Origin of the sequence: Rhodococcus sp. BE178 (assembly GCF_050433545.1) — a bacterium.
GTDB lineage: Bacteria > Actinomycetota > Actinomycetes > Mycobacteriales > Mycobacteriaceae > Prescottella.
This window is the reverse complement of the sequence record NZ_JBNPXA010000002.1, coordinates 455,277-467,967: the sequence shown is the minus strand read 5'-3', so window position 1 is coordinate 467,967 and position 12,691 is coordinate 455,277. Positions and strand designations below refer to the sequence as shown.

The window sequence follows — 12,691 nt, the reverse complement described above, 5'->3', positions numbered from 1 at the left end:
ACATACTCGAGCACACCAGTTCAAGAATTTGGAGCCCAAGCACGTGACCAGGTTCGACAGCATCGAGCGCGCAGTCGCTGACATCGCCGCAGGTAAAGCGGTTGTCGTAGTCGACGACGAGGATCGCGAGAACGAGGGCGACCTCATCTTCGCGGCGGAGAAGGCCACCCCCGAACTCGTGGCGTTCATGGTTCGTTACACCTCGGGTTACCTCTGCGTCCCGCTCGACGGCGAGGACTGCGACCGTCTCGGCCTGCCGCCGATGTACGCGACCAACCAGGACAAGCACGGCACCGCGTACACGGTCACCGTCGATGCGCGCGAGGGCATCGGCACCGGCATCTCCGCCTCCGACCGTGCCGCGACGATGCGTCTGCTGGCCGACCCGGACAGCGGTGCGAACGACTTCACCCGTCCCGGCCACGTCGTGCCGCTGCGCGCGAAGGAGGGCGGCGTCCTGCGTCGCCCCGGTCACACCGAGGCCGCGGTCGATCTCGCCCGCATGGCGGACCTGCGTCCGGCCGGCGTGATCTGCGAGATCGTCAGCCAGAAGGACGAGGGCCACATGGCCCAGACCGAGGAACTCCGGGTGTTCGCGGACGACCACGATCTGGCCCTGATCTCGATCGCCGACCTCATCGCGTGGCGCCGCAAGCACGAGAAGCACGTCGTGCGTGTCGCCGAGGCCCGGATCCCCACCCGTCACGGTGACTTCACCGCCGTCGGCTACCGCAGCATCTACGACGACGTCGAGCACGTCGCGCTCGTCCGCGGCGACCTCTCCGACAGCGACGGCAGCGACGTGCTGGTCCGCGTGCACTCGGAGTGCCTCACCGGCGATGTCTTCGGTTCGCTGCGCTGCGACTGTGGCCCCCAGCTGGATGCCGCACTCGACATGGTGGCGCAGGAGGGCCGCGGTGTCGTGCTGTACATGCGCGGACACGAAGGCCGCGGCATCGGCCTGATGCACAAGCTGCAGGCGTACCAGTTGCAGGACGCGGGCTCGGACACCGTCGACGCGAACCTGCAGCTCGGCCTGCCGGCGGACGCCCGCGACTACGGCATCGGCGCGCAGATCCTCGTCGACCTCGGCATCAAGTCGATGCGGCTGCTGACGAACAATCCGGCCAAGCGAGTAGGCCTCGACGGCTACGGCCTGCAGATCACCGACCGGGTTCCGATGCCGCTGCGCGCGAACGCCGAGAACCTCACGTACCTGCGCACCAAGCGGGATCGCATGGGCCACGACATGATCGGTCTGGACGAGTTCGAGGCCGGGGACGCACTGTGAGCGGCGAGGGACGCCCCGACCTCCAGCTCGGCATGGCCAAGAATCTCAAGCTCGCGATCGTCGCCGGCCAGTGGCACCCCGAGATCAGTGAGGCGCTCGTCGCCGGCGCCAGGCGCGTCGCCAAGCAGGCTCAGATCGAGGAGCCGACGTTGATCCGCGTGGCGGGCGCGATCGAGTTGCCCGTCGTGGCGCAGGAACTGGCGCGCTCGCACGACGCCGTCGTCGCGCTCGGCGTCGTGATCCGCGGCGGCACACCGCACTTCGAGTACGTGTGCGACGCCGTGACGGCCGGCCTGACCCGGGTGTCCCTCGACGAGGGCACCCCGGTCGGCAACGGCGTGCTCACCACCGACACCGAGCAGCAGGCACTGGACCGGTCGGGCCTGCCCGGCTCGGTCGAGGACAAGGGCGGCGAGGCGTGCGCGGCGGCGATCGACACCGCGGTCACGCTCGCGCAGCTCCGACGCATGCGGACGGAGCAGTCGACCCGATGAGCGCGAACGAGGACTGGGAGTTCGAGGTCCGCTCCAAGAAGTCGCCGCGCTACGCGATGATCGCCGCGGCCGTGCTGGTGGTGGTGCACGTGACGCTCGGCGTCCTGCTCCGGACGTCGGCGACCGGTGTGTACTTCCGGGTGGTGGACCAGTTCGCGATGGCGGGCATCGGGATCCTGCTGGCGGGCGGCGTGCTGCTGCTGACCCGTCCGCGCCTGCGGGTCGGTCCGCGGGGCATCGCGGTCCGCAACATCCTCGGTGAGCGCATCGTCGACTGGGATCTGGATGAGGGCATGTCGTTCCCGGACGGGGCGCCGTGGGCCCGGATCGAGCTGCCCGACGACGAGTACGTGCCGGTGATGGCGATCCAGGCCAACGACGGCGAGCACGCGGTGCGGGCGGTCCGCCGGTTCCGCGAGCTCGAAGCGAAGTACACGGGCTCGCGCGCCGCCTGAGTGCCGTCGGTACCGCCGACTAACCTTGAATCGTGCCTGATCCTTCGACGTATCGCCCCGCCCCGGGAACCATCCCGGCGGCGCCGGGTGTCTACAAGTTCCGCGACCCGCACGGCCGGGTCATCTACGTCGGCAAGGCGAAGAGTCTGCGGTCGCGACTGAACTCGTACTTCGCGGACGTCTCGTCGCTGCATCCGCGGACCCGGCAGATGGTCACCACCGCGGGCAGTGTCGAGTGGACGGTCGTCAGCACCGAGGTCGAGGCACTGCAGCTCGAATACAACTGGATCAAGGAGTTCGATCCACGGTTCAACGTCCGCTATCGCGACGACAAGACGTACCCCGTCCTCGCGGTGACGTTGAACGAGGAGTTCCCGCGACTGTTCGTCTACCGCGGTCCGCGCCGCAAGGGAGTGCGCTACTTCGGTCCGTACTCGCACGCCTGGGCCATTCGCGAGACGCTGGATCTGCTGCTGCGGGTTTTTCCTGCCCGGACGTGCTCGGCCGGAGTATTCAAGCGGCACAGCCAGATCGGCCGGCCGTGCCTACTCGGCTACATCGACAAGTGCTCGGCGCCGTGCGTCGGCCGGGTCAGTGCCGCGGAGCACCGGGAGATCGTCGAGGACTTCTGCGACTTCCTGTCCGGGCGCACCGATCGGCTGGTCCGCCAGCTCGAGGTCCGGATGCAGGACGCCGCGGAGGAACTCGACTTCGAGACCGCCGCTCGGCTGCGCGACGACATCGGTGCACTGAAGAAGGCGCTCGAGAAGCAGGCCGTCGTCCTCGGTGACGGCACCGACGCCGACCTGGTGGCGTTCGCGTCCGACGACCTCGAAGCGGCGGTGCAGGTGTTCCACGTCCGCGGCGGCCGGGTCCGGGGCCAACGCGGCTGGGTGGTCGAGAAGGCGGGCGACGTGATCGAGCGGGACGCGGTCGCCCTCGATGCCGCCGATGCCGCCGGCGCCCCCGGCGCCTCGGAGGAGGCGATCCTGGTGGAGCAGTTCCTCACCCAGTTCTACGGCGAGCAGGCCGCCCTGGGCGACGGCGGCGCACAGACCGACCAGCCGGCCAACGCCGTTCCCCGGGAGGTGCTCGTCCCGGTGCTGCCGCGGGGCGCCGAAGAGATCCAGCGGTGGCTCTCGACGCTGCGCGGGTCATCCGTGCAGTTGCGGGTCCCGCAGCGCGGCGACAAGAAGGCGCTCGCCGAGACCGTCGAGCGCAACGCCAAGGAGGCGCTCACGCAGCACAAGCTCAAGCGTGCCGGCGACTTCACGTCGAGATCGGCTGCGCTGCAGGGTATCCAGGAGGCGCTCGACCTGGATTCGGCCCCGTTGCGGATCGAGTGCGTCGACATCAGCCACGTCCAGGGCACCGACGTCGTCGCGTCGCTGGTCGTGTTCGAGGACGGTCTTCCGCGCAAGTCCGACTACCGCCACTACGCGATCAAGGAGGCCGCCGGTGACGGCCGCTCCGACGACGTCGCGAGCATCGCCGAGGTGACCCGTCGCCGGTTCCTGCGGCACAACCGGGACGTCGCTGCGGGGGCGAACCCCGGCGCCGACATCGACGGTGACGGGGCCGACGGTGGCGATCTCGCGCCGGAGGCCGCGCTCGACCCCCGGACCGGGCGGCCCCGTAGGTTCGCGTACCCGCCCAACCTGTACGTCGTGGACGGCGGTGCCCCGCAGGTCGCGGCCGCCGCGGAGGTGCTCGACGAGCTCGGCATCACCGATGTCGCGGTCATCGGACTCGCGAAGCGCCTCGAGGAGGTGTGGGTGCCGGGGGAGGAGGATCCGGTGATCCTGCCCCGGACCAGCGAATCGCTGTACCTGCTGCAGCGGGTCCGCGACGAGGCGCACCGTTTCGCGATCACGTTCCACCGCAGCAAGCGATCACGGCGGATGACCGCGTCGGCCCTGGACTCGGTGCGCGGGCTGGGGGAGACCCGGAGGACCGCACTCGTCACCCATTTCGGGTCCGTGGCCAGGTTGCGCAGCGCGACCGTCGAGGAGATCACCGCCGTTCCGGGGATCGGCACCGCCACCGCACAGGCGGTCCTCGAGGCGCTCGCTGGGTCCGATCCGGCGGCCGATCCGGCGCCTGCACCGGGCGATGCCGGATCGGATGTCGCTGCGGGCAGCGCCGTCGTGGGGGATGATGTGACGGACATCGGCGCTTCGAAACGAACAGGACACACTCGCGAGTGAACGACCTGCAGGATTCTGGTGGGCAAGGCATGGAGGTTGCGCTCGTCACCGGACTGTCCGGTGCGGGGCTGAGCACGGCGGCGAAGGTCCTCGAGGACCTCGGCTGGTATGTCGTCGACAACCTGCCGCCCGAGCTCATCGCCCGGATGGTCGACCTCGGGGTCGAGTCCGATCCGCCGATCCGGCGGCTCGCAGTGGTGATGGACGTGCGCAGCCGCCCGTTCTCCGGCGACCTGGGCCGGGTCGTGACCGCGCTCGAGGCGATGCCCGTGCAGATCCGGGTGCTGTTCCTCGAGGCCAACGACTCGGTCCTGATCCGCCGGTTCGAGCACGTGCGACGCAGCCACCCGCTGCAGAGCGACAGCAAGGAAGGCACCCTCTCGGAGGGGATCGCCGCCGAGCGGGCGAAGCTGGCTCAGGTGCGGGCCGCGGCCGACCTGGTAGTCGACACGTCCTCGCTCGCGGTCCGCGAGCTGCGCGAGAAGATCGAGACGGCCTTCGGCGGCGAGGGCAGCTCCGAGATCCAGGTGACCGTGCAGTCGTTCGGGTTCAAGCACGGTCTGCCGATGGATGCGGACCTGGTGTGCGACGTGCGGTTCCTGCCGAATCCGCATTGGATTCCCGAACTGCGCGAGCACACCGGACTGGAGGAGGCGGTTCGGGACTACGTCCTGTCCCGCGACGAGGCCCAGGAGTACCTGGATACGTACCTGCGCCTGCTGGAACTGACGACGGCGGGATACCGCCGGGAGGGAAAGCGCTACATGACCATCGCGGTCGGATGCACCGGCGGCAAGCATCGCAGTGTTGCCATGTCGGAGGCGCTCGCGGCGCGTCTGCAGAAGGAAGACGGCCTCGCCGTCCGCGTCGTGCACCGTGATGTGGGGCGCGAATGAGCGACGATCGATTGCACGGCAACGGCCGCACACCCCGAATCGTCGCGCTGGGTGGAGGCCACGGTCTGTACGCGACGCTCAGCGCCGCGCGGCGGCTGAGTTCGGACGTGACCGCGGTGGTCACGGTCGCCGACGACGGAGGTTCCTCGGGACGGCTGCGCGGTGAACTCGGCGTGATCCCGCCGGGCGATCTGCGGATGGCACTGGCCGCGCTCGCGTCGCGGGAACCACAGGTCCAGACGTGGACGGACGCCGTCCAGCACCGCTTCGGCGGCACGGGCGCCCTCGCGGGCCACTCGGTCGGGAACCTGATTCTCGCCGGTCTCACCGAGGTCCTCGGCGACACCGTCGCGGCGCTCGACACCGTGGCGCGACTGCTCGACGTCGAGGGCCGGGTGCTGCCGATGTCACCGGTGGCGTTGGAGATCGAGGCGGACGTCGTCGGACTGGAGTCCGATCCACGGGTGAGCCGGTGCATCCGCGGACAGGTCGCGGTCGCGACCACACCGGGAAAGGTGCGCCGCGTGCGGCTGCTGCCGGCGAGCCCGCCCGCGTGCCCCGACGCCCTGGCCGCGATCGAGAATGCCGATGTCGCCGTGCTCGGACCCGGTTCGTGGTTTTCGAGTGTGATTCCTCACGTTCTCGTGCCGGACCTGCTCGACGGTCTGATGCGTTCGTCTGCGCGGAAGGTGCTGATCCTCAACCTCGCGCCCGAACCCGGCGAGACCGCAGGATTCTCCGCGGAACGTCATCTGCACGTACTGTGCCAGCACGCGCCCGAATTCCGTGTCGACCACGTGGTCGTCGACTCGGCATCGGTTCCGGCCGGGCGTGAACGCGACCATCTGTGCCGCGCCGCGACGCAACTCGGCGCGGACGTCGTCTACGCGGATGTCGCCGAGGACGGAACCCACAAGCATCATGCGGGCAAGCTCGCGGCGGTGCTCGAACGCCTCACCGCGCAACAGACGGGCGAGCACCGCCCGGTCGAGGTGCGCGGGAGCGAGCAGCCTGCCGAACGGACAGCAGGGGGAAGGGAGAGCGCCACGTGGCGATGACAGCCGAGGTCAAGGACGAGCTCAGCAGGCTCACGGTGACTCAGGTGAGTTGTCGGAAGGCGGAGGTGTCGGCGCTGCTCCGGTTCGCCGGCGGGCTGCACATCGTGGGCGGCCGGGTCGTCGTGGAAGCCGAGGTGGACCTCGGATCGATCGCACGGCGCCTGCGCGGCGAGATCCTCGACCTCTACGGGTACCACTCGGACGTGCACGTGCTGAGCGCCAGTGGCCTGCGCAAGAGCTCCCGATACGTCGTGCGGGTCGCGAAGGAGGGCGAGGCGCTGGCCCGCCGGACCGGACTGCTCGACATGCGGGGGCGTCCGGTGCGGGGCCTGCCGGCACAGGTCGTGGGCGGCAGCGTGGGGGACGCGGAGGCCGCGTGGCGCGGCGCGTTCCTGGCGCACGGCTCGCTCACCGAGCCGGGGCGCTCCTCGGCCCTGGAGATCAGCTGCCCGGGCCCGGAGGCGGCCCTCGCGCTGGTCGGCGCGGCCCGGAGGCTCGGCATCACTGCGAAGGCGCGCGAGGTCCGTGGCACCGACCGGGTGGTCGTGCGCGACGGCGAGGCGATCGGCGCGCTGCTCACCCGGATGGGTGCGCAGGACACCCGGCTCACGTGGGAGGAACGCCGCATGCGCCGCGAGGTGCGCGCCACGGCGAACCGTCTCGCGAACTTCGACGACGCGAACCTGCGCCGGTCCGCGCGCGCGGCCGTCGCGGCTGCGGCGCGGGTCGAACGGGCTCTCGAGATCCTCGGCGAGGACGTCCCCGACCACCTCGCGGCGGCGGGCACGTTGCGCGTCAAGCATCGGCAGGCCTCGCTCGAGGAGTTGGGGCAGCTCGCGGATCCGCCGATGACCAAGGACGCCGTCGCCGGTCGCATCCGGCGACTGCTGTCGATGGCGGACCGCAAGGCCAAGGAGGTCGGGGTCCCCGACACGGAGTCGGCGGTGACCCCGGAGTTGCTCGAAGAGGCGTGACGATCGGTCGACGACCCACCCCGGTTCCGGCGACCGGGGCAGATGCGCGCGTATGCGGGTGCGCGCACTAGGGTGGGACACGCATCGACCGATGAGTCTCGCGTTTCGGTTCGATAGTCGTGGGTATCACGTGCTCGCGGGGTTCTCGCGGGCGAAAAACTGGCACACCAGAGTAGATGGGCAAAGGAGCTAACTGTGACGGTCCGGGTAGGCATCAACGGCTTCGGTCGTATCGGACGTAACTTCTTCAGGGCGGTCGATGCGCAGAAGGCGCTCGGCACCACCGACATCGAGATCGTGGCGGTCAACGACCTCACGGACAACGCGACGCTGGCTCACCTGCTCAAGTACGACTCGATCCTGGGTCGTCTGCCGCACGAGGTCTCGCTCGAGGGTGACGACACCATCGTCGTCGGCGACACCAAGATCAAGGCGCTGGCGCACCGCGGCCCGCTGAGCGAGCTCCCCTGGGGCGAGCTGGGCGTCGACGTCGTCGTCGAGTCCACGGGCATCTTCACCGACGCCGAGAAGGCCAAGGGCCACCTCGAGGCCGGTGCCAAGAAGGTCATCATCTCCGCGCCCGCCAAGGGCGAGGACATCACGATCGTGATGGGCGTCAACGACGACAAGTACGACGGCAGCCAGGACATCATCTCCAACGCGTCCTGCACCACCAACTGCCTCGGCCCGATCGCCAAGGTCCTCGACGACGAGTTCGGCATCGTCAAGGGTCTGATGACGACGGTCCACGCGTACACGCAGGACCAGAACCTGCAGGACGGCCCGCACAGCGACCTGCGTCGCGCCCGCGCCGCCGCGCTGAACGTCGTTCCGACCGGCACCGGTGCCGCCAAGGCCATCGGCCTGGTCCTCCCGCAGCTGCTGGGGAAGCTGGACGGCTACGCGCTGCGCGTGCCGATCCCCACGGGCTCGGTCACCGACCTGACGGTGAACCTCGCGAAGCCGGCCACCATCGCCGAGATCAACGCCGCGATGAAGGCTGCCGCCGAGGGCCCGCTGAAGGGCATCCTCAAGTACACCGAGGCTCCCATCGTGTCCTCGGACATCGTGACGGATCCGCACTCCTCGATCTTCGACGCCGGCCTGACCAAGGTCATCGACGACCAGGTCAAGGTCGTCTCCTGGTACGACAACGAGTGGGGCTACTCGAACCGCCTCGCGGACCTCATCGGCCTCGTCGCCAAGTCCCTCTGATCCGGGTCTGGTCCACGTGGCTGTCAAGACTCTGAAGGATCTGCTGGACGAGGGGGTCGAGGGCCGTACCGTGCTGGTGCGCTCCGACCTCAACGTTCCGCTGGACAACGGAACGATCACCGATCCGGGCCGGATCGTCGCGTCCGCGCCGACCATCTCGGCGTTGGCCGAGGCGGGCGCCAAGGTCATCGTGATGGCGCACCTCGGCCGCCCCAAGGGCGAGCCGGATCCGGCGCTGTCGCTGGCGCCTGTCGCCACGAAGCTCGGTGAGGTGCTGGGCCGCAACGTCCAGCTGGCCGGTGACGTGGTGGGCCAGGACGCGCTCGCGCGTTCCGAGGGCCTGACGGACGGCGATGTCCTCCTGCTGGAGAACATCCGTTTCGATCCGCGCGAGACCAGCAAGGACGACGCCGAGCGCGAGGCGCTGGCGAAGGCGCTCGTCGACCTCGTCGACGGCGACGGCGCGTTCGTCTCCGACGGTTTCGGCGTCGTGCACCGCAAGCAGGCGTCGGTCTACGACGTGGCCGAGCTGCTCCCGCACTACGCGGGCAACCTGGTCGCGGCCGAGGTCGAGGTGCTGCAGAAGCTGACGCAGGACTCCGAGCGTCCGTACGCGGTCGTGCTCGGCGGCTCGAAGGTGTCGGACAAGCTCGCCGTGATCGAGGCGTTGGCCCCCAAGGTCGACACCCTCGTCATCGGTGGCGGCATGTACTACACCTTCCTTGCCGCGCAGGGCATCTCGGTGGGCAACTCGCTGTGCCAGGAAGAGATGATCGGCACCTGCAAGGACCTGCTCGAGCGGTATGCGGACGTCATCCACATCCCGCAGGACGTGGTGATCGCGGACTCGTTCTCGGCGGACGCGGAGTCGAAGACGGTCTCCGTCCTCGAGATCCCGGACGGCTGGATGGGTCTGGACATCGGACCGGAGTCGGTGGAGCGCTTCGCGGCGATCCTCTCGGGTGCCAAGACGGTGTTCTGGAACGGCCCGATGGGTGTGTTCGAGTTCTCGAAGTTCGCGGCCGGCACCAAGGGTGTCGCCGAGGCGATCGTCGAGGCCACCGGCAAGGGTGCGTTCAGCGTCGTCGGCGGCGGTGACTCCGCGGCGGCCGTGCGTCAGCTCGGTCTGCCCGAGGACGGCTTCTCGCACATCTCGACCGGCGGCGGCGCGTCCCTCGAATACCTCGAGGGCAAGACCCTGCCCGGCATCGAAGCACTGGAGGGCTGAGGTTTGACTCGAAAGCCCCTGATCGCCGGCAACTGGAAGATGAATCTCAACCACCTCGAGGCCATCGCCCTGGTGCAGAAGATCGCTTTCTCGTTGCCCGCGAAGTACTTCGAGAAGGTCGACGTGACGGTGATCCCGCCGTTCACCGACATCCGCAGCGTGCAGACGCTGGTCGAGGGCGACAAGCTCCTGCTCACCTACGGTGCGCAGGACGTCTCGGCGCAGGATTCGGGCGCGTTCACCGGCGAGATCAGCGGTTCCATGCTGGCCAAGCTGGGTTGCACGTTCGTCGTGGTCGGACACTCCGAGCGGCGCACGCTGCACGGTGAGTCCGACGAGCTGGTGCTCGCCAAGACCAAGGCGGCGCTGAAGAACGGGCTCACCCCGATCGTGTGCATCGGTGAGGGCCTGAACATCCGCGAGGCCGGCGAGCACGTGGCGTACAACGTCGCGCAGCTGAAGGGCTCGCTCGCGGGCCTGTCGGCGGACGAGATCGCCAAGGTCGTCGTCGCGTACGAGCCGGTGTGGGCCATCGGCACGGGCAAGGTGGCCTCGGCCGCCGACGCCCAGGAGGTCTGCAAGGCAGTGCGCGAGACCCTGGTCGAGCTGGCTTCCCCGGAGGTCGCTGCCGGTGTCCGCGTGCTCTACGGCGGCTCCGTCAACGCCAAGAACGTCGGCGAGATCGTCGGCCAGGCGGACGTGGACGGTGCGCTCGTGGGCGGCGCCTCGTTGAAGGCGGACGAGTTCGCGACGCTGTCGGCCATTGCGGCCGGTGGCCCGCTGCCGTGAACGGCTGATGTCGCTGCCGTGAACGGCTGATGTCGCTGCCGTGATCCGGTAGCAACCGAAGACGAACGCTGGGCGCGTGACCGTGAAGGTCACGCGCCCAGCGTTTTTCGTTCATGCGCGCAGAGGGGCAGCTTTGCCTGCAGCGTGACGATCGTTGCCCGGTCGACGCCGAGTCCCTCCGCCAGGTACCGGTCGAAGGTGCCGTAGTTCCGGTCGACCTCCCGCGAACGAGGCTTCGAGGTAGCTCGCATCGACCCCGATGAGTTGGTGGTAGATCTCGGCCGCCTCGGGCCCCTTGACTGCGGGGATCTGGTCGAGAGTGGCCCGGATCGTCGCGGCCGAGTACTCGTTGGACAGCCCGCCGCGGCCGGTGTACCCGACTCCGTTTCCCGCGATGTCACGGACGTTGTGCACCGACGTAGGGCGTGGCGTCTCGGCCTGCCCGGGAACGCCGGATCCCGGATCCGATGAACCGAGCGAGCTCGGTGACGAGGCGTCGGCGACGGCCGGTCCGGCGAGGAGCAGTAGCCCCGTCACGGTCAGTGCGGCCGTCGTTCGGCCACGTCGGAAACGCTTGCGGTGCACAGGGTTCGTCACATCGATGATTCCTTCCGCGTCGGTGTCGTCCGACTGGAAGGTATCGACGAACGCCTGCACTGCGAGTGGTCTCACTCAGTGGTTCGCCAGGCGTTACGGGCGCTGCCGGGCGCGGACAGTGAATCTGTCGCGCGCCCAGCCGCGTTCACGGGTGTGTGTCAGCCGAGCAGTTTGAGGGCGAGCTTGCCGATGGTCACCGGCGAGAGGCCGAGACCGGTGCGCAGGTAGTTCTGCACGGTGCCGTACTTCGCGGTCAGCTCGTCCAGGCCGGCCTGCAGGTAGCTGGCGTCGACGCCGAGCAGCGGGTCGTAGACCTGGGCGACTGCTTCACCCTGGCTGGCGACGATGCCGGCCCGGGACCTGGCCATGGATGCGACGGTGTACTCGTTCGTGAGCAGGTAGTCGCTCATGATCGTCTCGCGCGGCACGCCGGCGATGCTCTGCAGCAACATGGACGCCCAGCCCGTCCGGTCCTTACCGGCGGTGCAGTGGAACACCTGCGAGCCGGGGGTCTCGGCCAGATCGGTGAGCAGTTTCGTGAACCCCGCGCGCGCCGCGGGATCGTTGACGAATGCACGATTCATGTCCCGCATGAAGTTCTGCGAGTCCTCAGGGGTCTTCAGCTTGGCGACGCCGGCCTCGAGATCGCCGGACAGGATCGGGATGTGCACGTAGGCGGTGCCGGCGACGGTGCGGTCGGGCTTGTGGGCCACCTCTTCCTCGGTGCGGACGTCGTACACCGCGGTCAGCTTCAGCGATTCGAGCGTCGCGAGGTCGGCGTCGTTCGGGGTGAGCGCGTTGGCACGGTAGAAGACGCCGGTGCGCATGAGGCCGAGTGGAGTCTTGTAGCCGGGGCCGGCGACGTCCCGGAAGTTGTCGACAGTCGCCAACCGGGGCGCCTCGACGATGGTCGGTGCGCTCGAGCCGAGTGCGGAGGATCCGAAGGACGACAGGTCGAGGGAACCGGTGGCCCCTGCCGCGGCAGTGCCGGCGAACAGGAACGAGCCTGATACCGCGAGTGCCACTGCGGTCCGGGTGGTGTGGCGCAGAGCTGTGGAGCGGTGCGTCATGGTGAGGCCTTCCTCGCATGGGGGTGACTGACTGCTCGGAAGGTAATGCGGCACGTTGTGCCACGAAAGTGAGTTGTCTCACTACACGGGAGGATTGTGGTGACGGTCGCTCGGAACCGCTTCCCGCGCGAGCGAATTGCGCACGGGAAGCGGGTCGGCAGGTTACCGAGCGACCCGAACGTCGCGAGTGAGCCTTCCGGTAGGCCGGTGAGGCGATCCCTCGGTGGTGTCGGCTGCCTTCGTGACCGCGGTGGGGTACAGGGGCGGTGCGGTGTGATCTCCATAACAGATACGGACGGTAACGACAAACGAACGATCGGCGCGTCCCGATCGTCAGGTTCCGTCTCCCGGCCACTGTGGCGGGTTTGCGCTCGATCGCCCAGGTAACAGGTAAGCTGAGCGCGCTAGTGGCCGAAA

12 protein-coding genes are annotated in these 12,691 nt (G+C 68.9%); 10 read left to right on the top strand and 2 right to left on the bottom strand.

What is annotated here, in order from left to right:
- Positions 1-43 precede the first annotated feature (43 nt).
- The 10 genes from J2X34_RS06215 (at position 44) to tpiA (ending at position 10,607) form a co-directional block, all read left to right on the top strand.
- On the top strand, positions 44-1,291 hold the full coding sequence (locus J2X34_RS06215) for a bifunctional 3,4-dihydroxy-2-butanone-4-phosphate synthase/GTP cyclohydrolase II (RefSeq protein WP_114722703.1): 1,248 nt from the start codon (positions 44-46) through the stop codon (positions 1,289-1,291).
- Positions 1,288-1,785, top strand: coding sequence for a 6,7-dimethyl-8-ribityllumazine synthase (ribH, locus tag J2X34_RS06210; RefSeq protein WP_114722704.1), 498 nt, complete (start codon positions 1,288-1,290; stop codon positions 1,783-1,785). The genes J2X34_RS06215 and ribH overlap by 4 nt, the downstream gene beginning before the upstream one ends.
- Positions 1,782-2,240, top strand: coding sequence for a PH domain-containing protein (locus J2X34_RS06205; RefSeq protein ID WP_114722705.1), 459 nt, complete (start codon positions 1,782-1,784; stop codon positions 2,238-2,240). Before ribH ends, J2X34_RS06205 begins: the two co-directional genes overlap by 4 nt.
- Positions 2,241-2,272: 32 nt before the next feature.
- Positions 2,273-4,447, top strand: coding sequence for an excinuclease ABC subunit UvrC (gene uvrC, locus J2X34_RS06200; protein WP_114722706.1), 2,175 nt, complete (start codon positions 2,273-2,275; stop codon positions 4,445-4,447).
- Positions 4,448-4,476: 29 nt separating this feature from the next.
- Positions 4,477-5,343 (top strand): RNase adapter RapZ, encoded by an 867-nt coding sequence (gene rapZ / locus J2X34_RS06195; protein ID WP_114722756.1) that lies wholly within the window; start codon positions 4,477-4,479, stop codon positions 5,341-5,343.
- Complete coding sequence (locus J2X34_RS06190; RefSeq protein ID WP_114722707.1) at positions 5,340-6,401, top strand: gluconeogenesis factor YvcK family protein; 1,062 nt, start codon at positions 5,340-5,342, stop codon at positions 6,399-6,401. The genes rapZ and J2X34_RS06190 overlap by 4 nt, the downstream gene beginning before the upstream one ends.
- Entirely contained in the window at positions 6,398-7,375 is a 978-nt protein-coding gene (whiA, locus tag J2X34_RS06185) for a DNA-binding protein WhiA (RefSeq protein WP_174914673.1), read from the top strand. The genes J2X34_RS06190 and whiA overlap by 4 nt, the downstream gene beginning before the upstream one ends.
- Positions 7,376-7,570: 195 nt before the next feature.
- Positions 7,571-8,590, top strand: coding sequence for a type I glyceraldehyde-3-phosphate dehydrogenase (gene gap, locus J2X34_RS06180; RefSeq protein WP_114722709.1), 1,020 nt, complete (start codon positions 7,571-7,573; stop codon positions 8,588-8,590).
- Between the two features lie 16 nt (positions 8,591-8,606).
- Positions 8,607-9,818, top strand: coding sequence for a phosphoglycerate kinase (locus J2X34_RS06175; RefSeq protein WP_114722710.1), 1,212 nt, complete (start codon positions 8,607-8,609; stop codon positions 9,816-9,818).
- Positions 9,819-9,821: 3 nt separating this feature from the next.
- A complete protein-coding gene (gene tpiA, locus J2X34_RS06170; protein WP_114722711.1) occupies positions 9,822-10,607 on the top strand; it encodes a triose-phosphate isomerase in 786 nt (261 codons plus the stop codon).
- A 111-nt stretch (positions 10,608-10,718) separates the two neighbouring features.
- On the opposite strand, the gene J2X34_RS06165 is transcribed toward tpiA, so the two are convergent.
- Positions 10,719-11,279 (bottom strand): hypothetical protein, encoded by a 561-nt coding sequence (locus tag J2X34_RS06165; protein ID WP_258557978.1) that lies wholly within the window; start codon positions 11,277-11,279, stop codon positions 10,719-10,721.
- An 83-nt stretch (positions 11,280-11,362) separates the two neighbouring features.
- On the bottom strand, positions 11,363-12,274 hold the full coding sequence (locus J2X34_RS06160; RefSeq protein ID WP_114722712.1) for a tyrosine-protein phosphatase: 912 nt from the start codon (positions 12,272-12,274) through the stop codon (positions 11,363-11,365).
- Positions 12,275-12,691: the final 417 nt, after the last annotated feature.

What these genes read in the sequence shown, in the direction of transcription:
- J2X34_RS06205 (WP_114722705.1), top strand. Translation starts at nt 1,782, where the DNA reads ATGAGCGCGAACGAGGACTGGGAGTTCGAGGTCCGCTCCAAGAAGTCG.
- rapZ (WP_114722756.1), top strand. Translation starts at nt 4,477, where the DNA reads ATGGAGGTTGCGCTCGTCACCGGACTGTCCGGTGCGGGGCTGAGCACG.
- J2X34_RS06190 (WP_114722707.1), top strand. Translation starts at nt 5,340, where the DNA reads ATGAGCGACGATCGATTGCACGGCAACGGCCGCACACCCCGAATCGTC.
- whiA (WP_174914673.1), top strand. Translation starts at nt 6,398, where the DNA reads ATGACAGCCGAGGTCAAGGACGAGCTCAGCAGGCTCACGGTGACTCAG.
- J2X34_RS06160 (WP_114722712.1), bottom strand. Translation starts at nt 12,274, where the DNA reads ATGACGCACCGCTCCACAGCTCTGCGCCACACCACCCGGACCGCAGTG.